Origin of the sequence: Sphingomonas sp., assembly GCF_017304635.1 — a bacterium.
Taxonomy (GTDB): domain Bacteria; phylum Pseudomonadota; class Alphaproteobacteria; order Sphingomonadales; family Sphingomonadaceae; genus Sphingomonas.
In genome coordinates this window covers 795,345-812,124 of sequence record NZ_JAFKMA010000001.1, presented here as the reverse complement: position 1 = coordinate 812,124, position 16,780 = coordinate 795,345, and the positions used below count along the sequence as shown (strand labels likewise).

Genomic DNA, 16,780 nt, shown 5'->3' with positions numbered 1-16,780 from the left:
CACTCACGGAAGCCACTCGATTCGATGAAAAAGCTCGCCCTCCTCCTCGCCGCCGCGTCGCTGACCGTCCCCGCCTTCGCCGCGCCCGAATTCCAGACGCCGGCGCCGATCGCCTATATGGTCGACCTGAGCTCGAACGCGGTGCTGTTCGCCAAGGATGCCGATCGCCGCATGCCGCCGGCGTCGATGGCGAAGATGATGACGGTCTATGTCGTGTTCGACATGATAAAGCGCGGCGAGCTGAACGCGCAGAAGATGATTACCGTCCAGCCCGAGACCTGGCGCAAGTGGCACAGCCAGGGGTCGACCATGTTCCTGTCGGCGGGCGAGAATGTCAGCGTCGACAATCTGCTGAAGGGTATCGTCACGCTGTCGGGCAACGATGCCTGCGTAGTGCTGGCCGAGGGGCTGTCGGGCAACGAACAGGCGTTCACCGAGCGGATGAACGATGCCGCGAAGAAGCTGGGCATGACCAACAGCCATTTCGGCACCTCGAACGGCTGGCCCGACGGCGGCGTCACCTACGTCACCGCGCGCGACCTCACGACGCTGGCGTCGGCGACGATCCGCGACTTTCCGGACCTCTATCGGCGCTATTACTCGCTGCCGAACTTCACCTGGGGCAAGCAGCTCGGCAACGGCAGCAACATCACGCAGGACAATCGCGACCCGCTGCTCGGCAATGTCGCCGGCGCCGATGGCTTGAAGACCGGCCATACCGAGGAGGCCGGCTACAGCTTCACCGGATCGGCGATCCAGAACGGGCGCCGGCTGGTGATGGTGCTGGCCGGGCTCGACAGTTTCAACGGCCGCAAGGAACAGTCGATCAACTTCATGAAATGGGGTTTCGGCGCGTGGAGCAGCAAGCCGGTGGTGGGGAAGGGGCGGCAGGTCGCCACCGCCGACGTCCAGCTCGGCTCGGCGAGCAATGTCGGCCTGGTCGCGCAGGACAATCTGGCGGTGACGGTGCCGTCAGGCAGCAACCCATCGATGACCGCATCGGTCGTCTATGACGGCCCGCTCAAGGCGCCGATCAAGGCGGGCGATCACGTCGCCGACCTGATCGTCAAGGTGCCGGGCCAGAGCGACCAGCGCTTTCCGCTGGTGGCGGCGAGCGACGTCGGCCAGGCCGGGTTCTTCGGACGCGCCTGGGCGGGGCTGAAGCAGCTGTTCGGCGGCTGAGGACTCGCGCGGGCGATGGCGCCGGGACGGTTCCTGTCGATTGAAGGCGGCGAGGGCGCGGGCAAGTCGACTCAGATCCGGCTGCTCGCCGATCGTCTGCGCGCGGCTGGCGTCGAGGTGCTGACGACGCGCGAGCCCGGTGGCAGTCCCGGGGCGGAGGCGATCCGCGAACTGCTGATGCACGGCGCGATCGAACGCTGGAGCGCGCATAGCGAGGCGCTGCTGTTCGCCGCGGCGCGCGCCGATCATGTCGAAAAGACGATCCGCCCGGCGATCGGCGCCGGCACCTGGGTGCTGTGCGACCGCTTCATCGATTCGTCGCGCGCGTATCAGGGTGTGGCCGGCGGGATCGACGATGCCGCGGTGCTGGCGCTGCACGGCTTCGGGTCGCGCGGACTGCTGCCCGACCGGACGCTGGTGCTGGAAGTTTCGCCGGAAGTGGGGGCCGAGCGCGCCGCGCAACGCGACGGCGCCGCCGCCGATCGCTTCGCCGCGCGCGGTCGCGCGTTCCACGATGATGTCGCCGCCGCCTTCCGCCGCTTCGCAAAAGCCGAGCCGGATCGGGTGCGGCTGGTCGATGCCGGCGGGTCGGTCGATGCCGTCGCCGAGGCAGTCTGGGATGCGGTCGCCGACCTGCTGCCATGACGCCATTGTACGGTAACGATCGAGCGCGGGACGCTCTTTCCGAGGCGATCGCGAGCGGCGCGATGCATCATGCGTGGATTTTCGCGGGACCGGAGGGGATCGGCAAGGCGAGTTTCGCGCGCCTCGCCGCGCGCCGATTGCTGGCCGGCCGCGGCGACTTCGCCGTGCTCGAGGGCGACCGGACCTGGCAGTTGATGGAGGCCGGCGCGCATCCCGACTTCAAGCTGCTCGAACGCTTGCCCAAGGACGAGAAGAAGCCCGACCAGGGCCTCGCGCGCAGCATCAAGGTCGATCAGGTCCGCGAACTCGACCATTTCCTCGGGATCAAGCCGACCTATTCGGATCGCCGGGTCGTCCTGATCGACACCGCCGACGATCTCGAACGCCCCGGCGCCTCGAACGCGTTGCTCAAGAACCTCGAGGAACCGCCCGCCGGCACGGTGTTCCTGCTCGTCAGCCACGCGCCGTCGCGGTTGCTGCCGACGATCCGCTCGCGCTGCCGGATGCTGCGGTTCGAGCCGCTGGACGAAGACGACATGCGGATGGCGCTGGCCGGCGCCGGCGCGGTGCCGAGCGAGATCGCCGAGCTAGTGCGCGTGGGGGAGGGGTCGCCGGCGGCGGCGCTGGCGATGGCCGGGCTCGACATCGCCGGCATCGACGGATCGCTGGCCGACCTCGCGCGCGGCGACGCGAGCAACGCGGTGCGTTCGAAGCTGGCGAGTTCGCTGGCGCTCAAGGCCGCGCAGACGCGCTACGAAGCGTTCCTCGACCGAGCCCCGCGTTTCATCGCCGCCCGCGCGCGCGAACGTAGCGGGCCGGCGCTGCGCCAGGCGCTCGACGCGCACGACGCCGCGCGCAACCTCGCCGCCGCGGCGCTCGGCCTGTCGCTCGATGCGCAGGGGACGGTGTTCGAGATGAGCGGGATCGTCGCATCGCTGGCGAATCCCGGCTGACGCCGCTAGGGCAGGGCGATGGCCGAGCCCTATTACATCACCACCGCGATCAGCTACCCCAACGGTCGCCCGCATATCGGTCACGCCTATGAAGCGATCGCCGCCGATGCCATCGCGCGCTACCACCGGCTGTCGGGCCGCGACGTGCGGTTCCAGACCGGCACCGACGAGCATGGGCTCAAGATGGTCCAGGCCGCGCGAGACCGCGGTGTCGAAACGCGCGCGCTGGCCGATGAGATGTCGGGCTATTTCAAGGTGATGGATGATCGTCTGAACATCTCGTACGATCGTTTCATTCGTACCGTCGAGCCCGATCACCATGCCGCCAGCCAGGCGCTGTGGCAGGCGATGGCCGATGCCGGCGACCTCTATCTCGATCGCTACGAAGGCTGGTATTCGGTTCGCGACGAAGCGTTCTACGACGAGAAGGAACTGGTCGCGGGCGAGGGCGGCGCAAAGCTGTCGCCGCAGGGCACGCCGGTCGAGTGGACTGCGGAGGAGACGTGGTTCTTCCGCCTGTCGAAATACCAACAGCCGCTGCTCGACCATTACGCCGCCAACCCGGACTTCATCCGGCCCGAAGCGCGGCACAACGAAGTGCTGCGTTTCGTCGAGGGTGGCCTCAGCGACCTGTCGGTGTCGCGCACCAGTTTCGACTGGGGGGTCAAGGTGCCCGGCAGCGACGGACACGTCATGTACGTATGGGTCGACGCGCTGACCAATTACCTGACCGGCATCGGCTATCCCGATTTCGACGGTCCGCTCGGCAAATACTGGCCGGCCGATCTGCACCTGATCGGCAAGGATATCGTGCGATTTCATGCGGTTTACTGGCCGGCTTTCCTGATGAGTGCGAAGATCGCGCTGCCGCGGCAGGTGTTCGGACACGGCTTCCTGCTCAACCGCGGGGAGAAGATGTCGAAGAGTCTGGGCAACGTCACCGACCCGATCGAACTGGCCGATCGCTTCGGCGTCGATCCGCTGCGCTACTTCCTGCTGCGCGAAGTGTCGTTCGGGCAGGACGGCAGCTATTCGGAAGAGGCGATCGTCACGCGGTGTAATGCCGACCTGGCCAATAACCTCGGCAACCTCGCCCAGCGCTGCCTGTCGATCATCGCCAAGAACGGCGCGGCGGTGCCGGCGGCGGGGGAGCCGACCGCGGCCGAGGAAGCACTGGTCGAGAGCGTGAAGGCGGCCGAAGCCGGAATGCACGCCGCGATGGGCGAGCTTGCGATCCATACCGCGCTCGAGGCGATCTGGGCCGCGGCGCGCGACGCCAACCAGTATTTCGCCGACCAGGCGCCCTGGGCGGTGCGCAAGACCGATCCGGCGCGCGCCGACACGATCCTCTATTACACCGCCGAAGCGATCCGCCGCCTAGCGCTGATGACCCGCTGGGTGATGCCGGAGAGTGCCGACAAGCTGCTCGACCTGTTGGGGCAGGGGACGGACGTTCGCGACTTCGCCGCGCTCGATCGCCCGATCGAAAGCGGCATCGCGCTGCCGGTGCCGAGCGGCGTGTTCCCGCGGCTGGAGATGGCGGTGTGAAGCTTGCCGACAGCCATTGTCATATGAATTACAAAGGGTTGGCCGAGCAGCAGGATACCGTGCTCGCCCGTGCGCGGGAGCGCGGGGTGGTCGCGATGCTCAACATCTCGACCCGCGAACGCGAATGGGACGACGTCGTCGCCGTCGCCGAGCGCGAGCCGGATGTCTGGGCGACGGTCGGCATCCATCCGCACGAGGCGGACCAGCATCCGCATATCGATACGGCAAAGCTGATCGCGCGAGCGGCGCATCCGCGCGTGGTCGGGATCGGCGAGTCCGGGCTCGATTATTATTACGACCATTCCGACCGCGACCGCCAGCAGGCGAGCTTTCGCGCGCACATCGCTGCGTGCCGCGAGACCAGGCTGCCGATCGTCGTCCACACCCGCGACGCCGAGGACGACACGATCGCGATCCTGCGCGACGAAATGGAGCAGGGCGCCTATCCGGGTGTCATCCATTGCTTCACCGCGAGTGGAGAGTTTGCCGACAAGGCATTGGAATTAGGACTTTATATATCCATTTCCGGTATCGTGACGTTCAAGAACGCGACCGATCTGCAAGCGACCGCCAAGCGCCTGCCGCTCGATCGCTTGCTGATCGAAACCGACGCGCCGTTCCTAGCGCCGGTGCCCAACCGGGGGAAGACGGGGGAGCCCGCCTTCGTGGCCGACACGTGTCGTTTTCTGGCCGCGCTTCGGGGGGAGGAGCCCGAGGCGCTGGCTGAGGCGACGCGCGCCAATTTCCACCGATTGTTCGCGAAAACGCTGGCGTGAAGGTCCGCATTCTCGGCTGCGGGACATCCTCCGGCGTGCCGCGGATCGGTAACGATTGGGGCGCCTGCGACCCTGCGGATTCCCGCAATCGCCGAACGCGCGCGTCGATCCTGGTCGAGACCGCGACGACGCGTATCCTGGTCGACACCGGGCCGGACATGCGCGAGCAATTGCTGGCCGCGGAAATCGATCAGGTCGACGCGGTGATCTGGACGCACGACCATGCCGACCACACGCATGGCATCGACGACTTGCGGCAAATCTATCACGCGATGCGAGCGCCCGTCCGTGGGTTCGCGCGCGCGGAGACGGCGGCGGTGTTGCGCGATCGCTTCGCCTACGTGTTCGAAGGCAAGGATGGCTATCCGCCGACCGCGACGCTCGATTTGCTGCCGGACCGGCTGACGATCGGCGATATCGCGCTGACGGTGGTCGATCAGCCGCATGCGAACATCACCTCGGCCGGGCTGCGGTTCATGGCCGATGGCGGCGTGATCGGATATGCGACGGATTTCCATGATTTAACAGCCGACATGCATGCACTTTATCAAGGTCTCGACGTGTGGATCGTCGACGTCCTGCGCCGCGCACCGCATCCCAGCCATCCGCACCTCGCCCAGGCCTTGCCGTGGATTGCCGAACTCGCGCCCCGACAGACGGTGTTGACGCATCTCGACCAGTCGATGGACTATGCGACGCTGCTCGCCGAGCTGCCGCCCGGCGTCGTGCCGGGGCATGACGGACTGGAAATCGAGGTCGGCCGATGAACGATCAGACCGAGAACGCGATCTTCTACGTCATGCTGCTGGTCCTGCCGCTGTCGGCGTTGCTCGCGCGACGATTGCCGATCGGGCGGATCGGCGTGATGGCGGCGGCCTGGATCGGGATCTTCGCGATCGGACTCGGCGTGATCGCGCTGGTCAACCGCAACGACTGGCTGGTGTCGGGCGCGCACGAATTGTTCTTCGGTCGCGACCAGTCGGTCGTCGGCGGCGAAGTCCGCGTCCCGATCGCGGAGGACGGGCATTTCTACGTCCGCGCCGGCATCAACGGCGTCGAGCGATCGCTGATGGTCGACAGCGGCGCGAGCTACACCAGTTTGTCGACCGACACCGCCGCCGCGGCGAAAGTCGCGGTCGACGCATCCGGGCCGCCCCTGGTGCTCGACACGGCCAACGGCATGGTCACGGCGCAACCGGCACGGATCGCGACGCTGACGATCGGATCGATCACCGCGCGCGATGCGCCGGCCGCGGTCGCGAGCGAGTTCGGCAATACCGACGTGTTGGGTATGAGTTTCCTGTCCAAGCTCAAATCGTGGCGGGTCGAGGGGGGCACGCTCATCCTCACTCCTAATCCACAATGAGTTTTACATAATGTATATTATCGTTCCAGGAGATGCACGGTGAGCGGGGACCACCCTGTCGATATCGGCCGCCTCGTTGCGATCATGGCGCGGCTGCGCGACCCGGAGCGCGGCTGCGAATGGGACACGGTGCAGACGTTCGCGACGATCGCGCCGTACACGATCGAGGAAGCGTACGAGGTCGCCGACGCGATCGCGCGCGACGACATGGACAACCTGAAGGACGAACTCGGCGACTTGCTGCTTCAGGTCGTGTTTCACAGCCGCATGGCCGAGGAAGCCGGCGCGTTCGCGCTCGGCGACGTGATCGCCGCGATCAGCGACAAGATGGAGCGTCGCCACCCGCACATCTTCGGCGACGCGGTCGAGGGCGGCCATCATCTGTGGGAACAGATCAAGGCGGACGAGCGCGCCGTAAAGGGCTCGGCCGATCCGCAGCCGGTCAGTGCGCTCGCTGGTGTGGCGGTCGGCCTCCCGGCGCTGATGCGCGCGGAAAAGCTGCAGAAGCGCGCCGCACGGACCGGGTTCGACTGGCCCGATGCCGATGGTCCGCGTGGGAAGATCGACGAGGAAGTCGTTGAAGTCGAAGGCGCCCATACCGATGCCGAGCGTGAGGAGGAGATCGGCGACCTGCTGTTCGCCGTCGTCAATTGGGCGCGCAAGCTGGGCGTCGATCCCGAAACGGCATTGCGCGGCGCGAACGACAAGTTCGAGCGCCGTTTTCGCGCGATGGAAGCCGCCGACACGGCATTCGCCACGCGCACGCTCGAGGAGCAGGAAGCGTTGTGGCAGCGTGTGAAACGAGCCGGCGCCCTTTCCGCGTGAGACGCCTTCTCTTCGTTTGCAGTCAGAACAAGCCGCGCAGCCCGACCGCCGAGCATGTCTTTGCCGATCATCCGGTATCGAGGTCATGTCCGCCGACACCAATCGCGACGCGGACACACCGCTGACCGCGGACCTCGTCGAATGGGCGGATGCGATCTACGTGATGGAGCGTGCGCATCGCACCAAGGTGCAGGCGCGTTTCCGCGATGCGATCGGCGATCGGCGGATCGTCTGCCTCGACATACCAGACGATTACGCGTTCATGGACCCGGACCTGGTGCGATTGCTCCGCGCGAAGATGGCACGGCACCTTCGCATCGCCTGAAGCGGTTGTTCAGTCGCGCTGCTGGAATCGATCCCAGTCGCGCTCGGCCATGCGGACGTCGTAGGTCGCGCGGTCGCCCTCGACATCCTGTCCCAGCACCTCGCCATGCTGGTGCAGCCAAGCCGCCCCCGCCCCGTCCGATGCATCGAGCGTGATCGTGTAGCGGCGGTGGCCGGCGGTCAGCTTGGCGGCGACCTTGCGGCGGAGGTCCTCGACCCCCTCCCCGCTGATCGCCGAAATGGGGACGACGTCGTCGCGCCGCGCGGCATCGGTCAGCGCGTCGTCGCGCGCTTCGCCGTGGAGCAGGTCGAGCTTGTTCCACGCCTCGAACCGCGGGGTCGTCTCGGCGACGCCGATCTCCGCCAGCACCGCCTCGACGTCGGCGCGCTGCGCTTCGCTGTCGGGATGCGCGATATCACGGACGTGGATCAGCAGGTCGGCCGACACCACTTCCTCCAGCGTCGCCTTGAACGCCGCGACCAGTTGAGTCGGCAGTTCGGAGACGAAGCCGACCGTGTCGGACAGGATCGCCTTGTCGATGCCGGGCAGCGAAATCTGGCGGAGCGTCGGGTCGAGGGTCGCGAACAGCAGGTCTTCCGCCATGACGTCGGATCCGGTCAGGCGATTGAAAAGCGTCGACTTTCCGGCGTTGGTATAGCCGACCAGCGCGATCACCGGCCATGGCGCGCGCTGGCGGCGATCGCGATGCAGGCCACGCGTGCGGCTGACTTGGTCGAGTTCCTTGCGCAACCGTGCCATGCGGTCGCGGATCAGTCGGCGGTCGGCCTCGATCTGCGTTTCACCGGGGCCGCCCAGGAAGCCGAAGCCACCACGCTGGCGTTCGAGGTGAGTCCAACTGCGCACCAGCCGCCCGGCCTGATAATCGAGATGCGCCAATTCGACCTGCAACCGCCCTTCCGCGGTCGCCGCGCGCTCGCCGAAGATTTCGAGGATCAGCCCGGTACGGTCGATCACCTTTGCTTCGAGCGCGGTTTCGAGGTTGCGCTGCTGCACCGGCGTCAGACTGGCGTCGAACACGACCAGCCCCGCCTCCTCCATCCGCACCTGCGCGGCGAGTTGCTCGACCTGGCCCGAGCCGATCAACGTCGCCGGCTTGGGTGCGCGGACGCGAAAGGCGAGCTTTTCTGCTACCGTGACGCCGATCGCGGCGGCGAGACCGGCGGTCTCCTCCAGTCGCGCATCGGCGTCGCGGCGAGCATTGCCCTGGTCGGGCAGGACGACGATCGCGCGGGCGCCCCGCGCGAAATCGTCGCGATCGCGTTCAAATCCGGTGGTCAATGATCGTCTGAATCGCTTGAGTCTTCAGCCAGATTCAGCGGACGCGCGGGCTGGATGGTCGACACCGCATGCTTGTAAACCAGTTGCGCCATGCCCTCGCGCTCGAGCAGCATGCAGAACAGGTCGAACGAGGCGATATGCCCCTGCAACATGACGCCGTTGACCAGGAACATGGTCACGCTGTCGTCCGACTTGCGCACCGCGTTGAGGAAAATCTCCTGCAACAGCGGCGTCTTCTTCTGCGCTTCGCCCACCGCATCGACGATCGCGTCGATATCGATCGGGTTCGACGGCATGATGGTCGAGATGGCGTGCTTGTAGATCAGCTGGCTCTGCCCGTCGCGGCGCAGCAGCACGCTGAAATTGTCGAACCACGTGACGATGCCCTGCAACTTGACGCCCTTCACGAGGAACATCGTGACAGGAGTTTTCGACTTGCGCAGCGCGTTGAGGAAGAGGTCTTGGAGGGAAGTCTGCTTTTCGGCCATTATCGGTCCTTGCTCTTGGCGGGACGTGCCCCGCACGGCGCCGGTTCCCGGCGTCCGAACGCGCACCCACTTGGTACGTGCCGTGGCAATGTATGATGTCGGTACCGTTACGTCCAGCGGCGCGAATCACTCGTCGCGCGTATCGGTGATGCCGAGCAGCTTGAGTTTGCGATGCAGCGCCGAGCGTTCCATCCCGATGAAGGTCGCGGTTCGCGAGATATTGCCCGAGAAGCGGCGGATCTGGACGCGAAGATATTCGCGCTCGAACGTCTCGCGCGCCTCTCGCAACGGCGCCCCCATCATCGCCGAGGCTCCCGCCCCCTCGCCCGCCCCGCCCAACACTTCGGACGGCAGCAGGTCGACGTCGATCCGGCCGATGCGATCGCCGGGCGCGAGGATGATGGTGCGTTCGACGACGTTGCGCAGCTGGCGGACGTTCCCCGGCCATTCGTAGCTTTGCAGCGCGACCAGTGCGTCGTCGGCGACTTCGGGGGTCGGTACGCGGCGTTCGTTGGCGTAGTGCGCGACGAAATGCTCGACCAGCGCCGGAATGTCCTCACGCCGGTCGGTCAGCGGCGGGATCAGCACCGGCACGACGTTGAGGCGGTAATAGAGGTCCTCGCGGAACCGCCCCTCCGCGATCTCCGCCATCAGGTCGCGCGCGGTCGCCGAGACGACGCGGACATCGACCTTGACCGTGCGCTGGCCGCCGACGCGAGTGAAGCTCTGGTCGGTCAGGACGCGTAGGATACGGCCCTGCGTCGCAATCGGCATGTCGGCGATCTCGTCGAGGAACAGCGTCCCGCCATGCGCCTGTTCGAGCAGGCCGGGACGGACGAGGTCGCCCGCTTCCTCGATTCCGAACAACTCCTCTTCGACGCGTTCCGGCGTCATCCGCGCGGCGCTAACGACGATGAACGGCCCCTGCGCGCGAGTCGACCAGCTATGCAGCAGACGCGCGGCGACTTCCTTGCCGACGCCCGCCGATCCGACGATCATCACGCGGCTGCCGGTCCCCGCCACGCGCTTCAGCGTCGCGCGGACAGTGTTGATCGCGGCCGAACTCCCGGTCAGGTCGGTGTCGCGGCCGGTCGCCGCGCGCAGCGTCGCTACCTCCTGTCGCAACCGCTCGGTCTCGGTCGCGCGGGCGACCATCAGCAGCAGGCGGTCGGCGTTGAACGGCTTCTCGATGAAATCGACCGCGCCGCGTCGAATCGCTGCGACCGCAGTGTCGATATTGCCGTGACCCGAGATCACTAGCACCGGGATCGACGGATCGCGCCGCTTGATCTCGTCGAGCAGGTCGAGGCCGTCCAATCGCGACCCTTGCAGCCAGACATCGAGCAGCACCAGGCTTGGCCGCCGCGTCGCGATCGCGTCGAGCGCGGCGTCGCTGTCGCCCGCCGCACGCGTCTCATAGCCTTCGTCCTGCAACACGCCGGCGACGAGTTCGCGGATGTCCTGCTCGTCGTCGACGACGAGGATGTCGAGGCTCATGATCTTGTCCTGGTAAGAATGGCGAGTGCGCCGTCGCCGGTTCCGGCGGCGGGCTCGGGCGCGGTGTCGAGCAAAGCGGTCAGCGCGGCGGTGTCGAACACAATCGTCACGACCGTGCCCCCGCCCGGGCGATCGGCAAAGGCGATCGTGCCGCAATGTTCCTCGATGATCTTCTTCACGATCGCGAGGCCGAGCCCGGTGCCGCGGGCGCGCGTGGTCATGTACGGCTCGACGATGCGGTCGCGCTCGACGGGCAGGCCGATGCCGTTGTCGGCGATCTCGAGCGTCAGGTGATTGGCGTCGGGCGTGTCGGTGCGCAGCGTGACGGCGATCTCGCCATCCGCGGCATCGTCGCGCGCCTCGATCGCCTCGACCGCATTCTTGACGATGTTGGTCAGCGCCTGCCCGATCTGGCGGCGATCGCAGACCAGCGGCGCGCTGTCGGGCGTGTCGAGCGTGAAGCGGATCGCCGGGTGCGCGACTTCGTGCAGGAACAGTGCCTGGCGCGCGAGGTCGATCAACGATTCCTCGTGGAACACCGGCTTGGGCATGCGCGCGAACGAAGAGAATTCGTCGACCATCCGCCGCAGGTCGCCGACCTGGCGGACGATCGTGTCGGTCAACTGGCCGAAGATGGTATCCTCCGGCGCCACCGTCTTGCCGTAGCGGCGCTGGAGGCGTTCGGCGGCGAGCTGGATCGGGGTCAGCGGGTTCTTGATCTCGTGCGCGATGCGCCGCGCGACGTCCGACCAGGCGGCGCGGCGCTGGTCGAGCAGTTGCTGCGTGATGTCGTCGAACGTGAGCACGCGGCCGTCCTCGTCGCCGGTGATCCGCACCGCCAGCGTGCGCGCCTCGCCGCCGGCGGTGAGTTGGACGATCGAATCGCGCGTGCCGCTCGCCATCGCTTCGGCAAGGTCGGGCGACACGACGTCGAGTGTCGCGCCAACCGCCTGCGTCGCGTCGAGCCGCAGCAACTCCGCCGCCGACGCGTTGATGAGCCGGATCGCGCCGTCGCCACCGACCGAGATGACGCCCGCCGACACGCCCGACATCACTGCCTCGATCAGCGCGCGCCGGCTTTCGAGGGCTCCGGTCTGCTGTTCCAGCCTCCCGGTCATCGCGTTGAACGCGCTGGCCAGCGTGCCGATCTCGTCATTGGTATGCCGGTCGGGCACACGCGCCGTCAGGTCGCCCGCCGCCACGCGTCGCGCCGCGCCGACCATCTCGCCCACCGGCCGTACCAGGCGATCCGCCACGACCAGCGCGATCCACACCGCGATGATGACGATCAACAGCGCGACGACGAGCAGGGCGGCATTGAACTGCAACTGCAGCGCGCGCGCGCGCGCCTGCAACGCCTTGAAGTCGGTCACGACGTCGGTGAAACGTTTGGTCTGGCGATCGCTGATGCTGCCGTCGCTGACCTTGCCGACGTATAGCAGGACCTGCTTGCTGCCGGGGACCAGGCTCAGCATCCGGATGCGATTGCCCTTCACGGTGATGACGGGCTTGCCGTCGTGAAGCACCGACGACACCCCGACCGGATCGATCTGCTGCGCGGCGTCACCATAGGGATCGACGCGCGCGATGAATTGCACGTTGCTGCCATCGACGGTGAACAGCGCGCCTTCGGACAGATTGCGATTGTAGAGTTGTTGCAGCAGGTAGTCGGGCAGCGTCAGGCCATATTGGGCCTCGTGCGCCTTGACGAGAGCGGCGGGGTCGGTCGTCTTACTGAGGGTGGAGCCGAAGTTTCCCGCTATGTCACCTGCCGTCGCGACCGCCTCGTTGCTCCATCGCGACAGCGATTGTTCGTAAGACTCGCGGGCGAGATCGCGCGCATTGGTCAACACCGCGGCGACGCGGTCCGACAACCAGAACTCGACGCCGTACTGGAACATCACCGACGCGAAGAGCACGGCCAGAATGGTCGGAACGGTCGCGATGATCGAGAACAATGCGACCAGGCGGACGTGCAAGCGACCCTCGCCCCGCGCATCCGATCGCGCTGCGCGATGCCGCGCGATCCGCCGCCCGACCAGGATGATGATTGCGACCAGCGGCGCAAGGTTGGCGATCAGCAGCAGCGCGACCAGCGGCGGCGTCAACAGCTGCTGCCGCGTTGCCCCGCCCCGTACCGCAAAATAGGTGACGATCCCGATACCGATCGCCACCGCCAGCACAAACAGTTCGACCGCCGGTGTGACACGCAAACGGCGCCACGCCGTTCGCTCGCCAAGGGTCGGCACGCCGCTCATCGTTGCACGATTACAACGCCGGCGTGTCCAGGAAAACACATAATTGCGAAAGTCGTCGCGACTCAGCCCCCGTCCGGCGCGCCGTCGGGCAGGATGCCCAGCGTATCGAGCCGTTTGCGCAACGTATTGCGGTTGATCCCCATCGCTCGCGCTGCCCGCAACTGGTTGCCGCCATGGCGGGCGAGCATCGCTTCGATCAGCGGGCGCTCGACCTCGGCGATGATGCGATCGTAGAGCGTACCGTCATCGATCCCGGCCGGATGCTCGCGCGCCAACTGATCGATGCGCGCGTGGACCGCCGCGGCGAGGCCCGGCTCACTGGCTATCGTGCCGCCAGCACCGGGCATCAACACGTCGCGCAGGTCGCTCGCCGTGATCGTCTCGTCGCGCGTCAGGACGGCGAGGCGTCGCATGATGTTCTCGAGCTCACGAACGTTGCCGGGCCAGTCATGGGCCTCGAGCGCGGCGATCGCATCGGTGCTCAGTGCCTTGCGCGGCAATCCCTGCTCGACGGCGCGGTCTAGGAAGTGGCGTGCGAGCAACGTCACATCCTGCCGCCGCTCGCGCAACGCCGGCAGCGTCAGCGGCACGACGTTGAGGCGATAGAACAGGTCCTCGCGGAACTGTCCGCCGCGGACCAGCGCCGTCAGGTCCTTGTTGGTTGCGGCGACGATGCGGACATCGGCACTGATCGTGCGGGCGCCGCCGACCGTGGTGAACTCGCCCGATTGCAGCACACGAAGCAGCCGGGTCTGCGCTTCGATCGGCATGTCGCCGATTTCGTCCAAGAAGAGCGTGCCGCCCGCCGCTTGCTCGAACCGTCCGGCGGTCCGCGCCTGCGCGCCGGTGAAGGCGCCGCGCTCGTAACCGAACAGCTCCGCCTCGATCAGCTCGCGCGGGATCGCGGCCATGTTGATCGCGACGAACGGCGCCTTGGCGCGTCGGCCAAGGTCGTGGATCGCGCGCGCGACCAGTTCCTTGCCGGTCCCCGACTCGCCCGAGACCAGCACCGTCAGGTCGTTCGAGATCACGCGCGCGATCACCCGGTACACATCCTGCATCGCCGGCGAGCGGCCGATCAGCGGCAGTGCGGCATCGGCATCGGCATCGTCGAGCGCAACCGCATCGTCGTTCCCGCGCCGTGCCAGCGCTCCTGTGACCGCGCGCGTTAGGTCGTCGAGGTCGAACGGCTTGGGCAGGTATTCGTACGCCCCCGCCTCGGTCGCGCGTACCGCCGTGGTCAGCGTGTTCTGCGCCGACAGCACGATCACCGGCAACTGCGGATAGGCTTCGGCGAGCCCCGCGACCATGTCGAGCCCGTTGCCGTCGGGCAGGACGACGTCGGTCACCACCACGTCCGGGGTGACGTCGCGCAGCGCGCGGTCGAACTCGGCGAGACTCGCGGTCGACATCACCTGATGGCCCGCCCGGCGCAATGCATGGGCGACGACGGTGCGGATCGCCGCATCGTCGTCCAGCATCAGAATGTTGCCTCCGCGGCTCATTCGCCGCGTGCCAGCAGGATACGGAACACGGTCATCTCCGGCACGCCCTCCCGCGCATATTGCACCACGCCGCCCATATCGCGGACCAGTTTGTCGACCAGCGCGAGACCGAGCCCCTGCCCCTCCGGCTTGCCCGATACGAACGGCTCGAATAGGTGATCGGCGATGTCGGCCGGCGCGCCGGGACCGTTGTCGGCGACGCAAAGCTCGATCGGCAGCGCACGGCGCGGCTGGCCCGGACCGGCATCGACCGCGAGACCGTGACGATAAGCGGTACGCAGCTGGATGCGTGGCGCCGTGACGCCATCGAGCGCTTCCGCGGCGTTTTTCAACAGGTTGATGACGATCTGCAACAGCGCATCGCCATCGACCAGCACGCGGGGTAGCGAGGGGTCGAAACTCTCCTCGATCGCGACACCGCTGGCGAATCCGGTCGCCGCCACGCGGCGCGCGTGGTCGAGCAGAGCGTGGATGTTGTGCGGCTGCGGCGCGAGTGCGCGGCCGGTGAAGTCCTGCATCTTGTCGATCAGCGCGGCGATGCGATCGACCTCGGTCGTGATGAGCGAGGTGAGTTCGTGCCCCGCCCCCTCCGCCGCCAGCAGTTGCGCCGCGCCGCGAATGCCCGACAGCGGATTCTTGATCTCGTGCGCCAGCATCGCCGCCGCGCCGATCGCCGCGCGCGCGCCGCCGCGCTCCGCCGATTGCCCGACGCGCCGCGCGCCGCCCGCGGGATGCAGCGTGATCGCGCGCCAGCCGGGGCGATCGACGATCGCGGTCTCGATATAATCGACGCGCAGCCGCCCGGTCCGATCGGTGCCGATATCGTAATCGAACGCCGACACCCCGCGCCCCTCGCCATCGCTGCCCGCGCCCGGCGGCGGCGTCAGCACGTGCGTCAGCGGCAGGCCGCGCATCGCCCGCTCCGACAGGTTGAGCAGCAGCTCGCATTCGCCGTTGGCGTTGCGGACCAGGCCGTCGGGATCGACCACCAGGATCGCGATCGGCAGTCCGGCGAACAACTCGCCGAAACTGGGCGCGGTCAGCGCCTCAGGCAGCAGCGCGGGCTCGCCAGGGCGCATAGAATTCGGCGAGCATCGCCTGCACGCGGCGCGGGTCGGGTTCCTGGTTCACCGTGTTGCGGAACTCGGCCGACCCGGGCAGGCCCTTGGTGTACCAGCCGATATGCTTGCGCATCATGTTGACGCCGATCTCGTTACCGTAATGCGCCAACATCTCGGCGTAATGCCCTGCGATCACGTCATATTGCTCGCCGATCGACGGCTCGGTGACGTCGCGGCCGGATTGCAGGTACGCCATCACCTGCGCGAGCAGCCACGGCTTGCCGTACGATCCGCGGCCGATCATCACGCCGTCCGCACCCGATTGCTCGAGCGCCGACACCGCATCCACGGCCGAGCAGATGTCGCCGTTGACGATGACCGGCACGCTCACCGCCTGCTTGACCGAGCGGACGAACGCCCAGTCGGCCGAACCCTTGTACATCTGGTTGCGGGTGCGGCCGTGGACGGTGACCATCCGGACGCCGAGATCCTCGGCGATCCGCGCGAGCTCGGGTGCGTTGAGGCGGTCGTGGTCCCAGCCCATCCGCATCTTCAGCGTCACCGGCGCGCGCACCGCCTTCACGCACGCCTCGATGATCGCCGCAGCGAGCTTCAGGTCGCGCATCAGGGCCGACCCGGCGTCGCCGTTCGTCACTTTGCGTACCGGGCAGCCCATATTGATGTCGACGATCGCCGCGCCCTTGTCCTCGGCCAGCTTCGCCGCCTCGCCCATTTCGTAGGGCGTGCAGCCGACGAGCTGCATCGAGACCGGCTCCTCGATCGCGTCCCACATCGCCTTCTGGATCGACTGGCGAGTCTCGCGGATGGCGGCCTGGCTCGCGATCATCTCGGTCACGTTGAGTCCCGAGCCGAAGCGGCGGACGAGCCGGCGGAACGGCAGGTCGCTCACGCCGGTCATCGGCGCGAGGATCACGGGGGTCTCGATCCGGACCGGACCGACCTGAATGGGCGCGAGTTTCGTCATGTGCCTAAAAATCGGGCAGCGCATAGCGGTTGACGTTGTCGCTGGCAAGGCGCGCGCGACTTGGCTA

The 16,780-nt window shown here is 67.2% G+C and carries 16 protein-coding genes; 9 read left to right on the top strand and 7 right to left on the bottom strand.

Annotated features, from left to right (window positions below):
• Nucleotides 1-24 precede the first annotated feature (24 nt).
• From J0I47_RS04110 to J0I47_RS04070, 9 genes are all read left to right on the top strand, one after another.
• Nucleotides 25-1,182: a D-alanyl-D-alanine carboxypeptidase family protein gene (locus J0I47_RS04110; RefSeq protein WP_294045160.1), complete on the top strand. Its 1,158-nt coding sequence runs from the start codon at nucleotides 25-27 to the stop codon at nucleotides 1,180-1,182.
• Between the two features lie 15 nt (nucleotides 1,183-1,197).
• Nucleotides 1,198-1,827, top strand: a complete 630-nt coding sequence (tmk, locus tag J0I47_RS04105; RefSeq protein WP_294045159.1) for a dTMP kinase — start codon at nucleotides 1,198-1,200, stop codon at nucleotides 1,825-1,827.
• Nucleotides 1,824-2,780, top strand: coding sequence for a DNA polymerase III subunit delta' (locus tag J0I47_RS04100; RefSeq protein WP_294045158.1), 957 nt, complete (start codon nucleotides 1,824-1,826; stop codon nucleotides 2,778-2,780). The genes tmk and J0I47_RS04100 overlap by 4 nt, the downstream gene beginning before the upstream one ends.
• A gap of 18 nt (nucleotides 2,781-2,798) precedes the next feature.
• Entirely contained in the window at nucleotides 2,799-4,328 is a 1,530-nt protein-coding gene (gene metG / locus J0I47_RS04095) for a methionine--tRNA ligase (RefSeq protein ID WP_294045157.1), read from the top strand.
• Nucleotides 4,325-5,104, top strand: coding sequence for a TatD family hydrolase (locus J0I47_RS04090; RefSeq protein ID WP_294045156.1), 780 nt, complete (start codon nucleotides 4,325-4,327; stop codon nucleotides 5,102-5,104). The genes metG and J0I47_RS04090 overlap by 4 nt, the downstream gene beginning before the upstream one ends.
• Nucleotides 5,101-5,871, top strand: a complete 771-nt coding sequence (locus J0I47_RS04085) for an MBL fold metallo-hydrolase (protein ID WP_294045155.1) — start codon at nucleotides 5,101-5,103, stop codon at nucleotides 5,869-5,871. The genes J0I47_RS04090 and J0I47_RS04085 overlap by 4 nt, the downstream gene beginning before the upstream one ends.
• Nucleotides 5,868-6,470, top strand: coding sequence for a TIGR02281 family clan AA aspartic protease (locus J0I47_RS04080; RefSeq protein WP_294045154.1), 603 nt, complete (start codon nucleotides 5,868-5,870; stop codon nucleotides 6,468-6,470). The genes J0I47_RS04085 and J0I47_RS04080 overlap by 4 nt, the downstream gene beginning before the upstream one ends.
• A 39-nt stretch (nucleotides 6,471-6,509) precedes the next feature.
• Nucleotides 6,510-7,295, top strand: a complete 786-nt coding sequence (gene mazG, locus J0I47_RS04075; protein ID WP_294045153.1) for a nucleoside triphosphate pyrophosphohydrolase — start codon at nucleotides 6,510-6,512, stop codon at nucleotides 7,293-7,295.
• Nucleotides 7,296-7,380: 85 nt separating this feature from the next.
• Nucleotides 7,381-7,620 carry a hypothetical protein gene (locus J0I47_RS04070; RefSeq protein WP_366809718.1) on the top strand — a complete coding sequence of 80 codons (240 nt, stop codon included), beginning with the start codon at nucleotides 7,381-7,383 and terminating at the stop codon, nucleotides 7,618-7,620.
• 9 nt (nucleotides 7,621-7,629) lie between these two features.
• On the opposite strand, the gene hflX is transcribed toward J0I47_RS04070, so the two are convergent.
• The 7 genes from hflX to dusB form a co-directional block, all read right to left on the bottom strand.
• Nucleotides 7,630-8,919 (bottom strand): GTPase HflX, encoded by a 1,290-nt coding sequence (gene hflX, locus J0I47_RS04065; protein WP_294045152.1) that lies wholly within the window; start codon nucleotides 8,917-8,919, stop codon nucleotides 7,630-7,632.
• Nucleotides 8,916-9,443 (bottom strand): RNA chaperone Hfq, encoded by a 528-nt coding sequence (gene hfq, locus J0I47_RS04060; protein ID WP_294045151.1) that lies wholly within the window; start codon nucleotides 9,441-9,443, stop codon nucleotides 8,916-8,918. The genes hflX and hfq overlap by 4 nt, the downstream gene beginning before the upstream one ends.
• Nucleotides 9,444-9,533: 90 nt before the next feature.
• Entirely contained in the window at nucleotides 9,534-10,904 is a 1,371-nt protein-coding gene (locus J0I47_RS04055) for a sigma-54 dependent transcriptional regulator (protein ID WP_294045150.1), read from the bottom strand.
• Complete coding sequence (locus tag J0I47_RS04050) at nucleotides 10,901-13,162, bottom strand: ATP-binding protein (RefSeq protein ID WP_294045149.1); 2,262 nt, start codon at nucleotides 13,160-13,162, stop codon at nucleotides 10,901-10,903. The genes J0I47_RS04055 and J0I47_RS04050 overlap by 4 nt, the downstream gene beginning before the upstream one ends.
• A 62-nt stretch (nucleotides 13,163-13,224) precedes the next feature.
• On the bottom strand, nucleotides 13,225-14,667 hold the full coding sequence (ntrC, locus tag J0I47_RS04045; RefSeq protein ID WP_294045148.1) for a nitrogen regulation protein NR(I): 1,443 nt from the start codon (nucleotides 14,665-14,667) through the stop codon (nucleotides 13,225-13,227).
• Nucleotides 14,664-15,746 (bottom strand): ATP-binding protein, encoded by a 1,083-nt coding sequence (locus J0I47_RS04040; protein WP_294045147.1) that lies wholly within the window; start codon nucleotides 15,744-15,746, stop codon nucleotides 14,664-14,666. Before J0I47_RS04040 ends, ntrC begins: the two co-directional genes overlap by 4 nt.
• Nucleotides 15,715-16,713, bottom strand: a complete 999-nt coding sequence (gene dusB, locus J0I47_RS04035) for a tRNA dihydrouridine synthase DusB (protein WP_294045146.1) — start codon at nucleotides 16,711-16,713, stop codon at nucleotides 15,715-15,717. The genes J0I47_RS04040 and dusB overlap by 32 nt, the downstream gene beginning before the upstream one ends.
• Nucleotides 16,714-16,780: the final 67 nt, after the last annotated feature.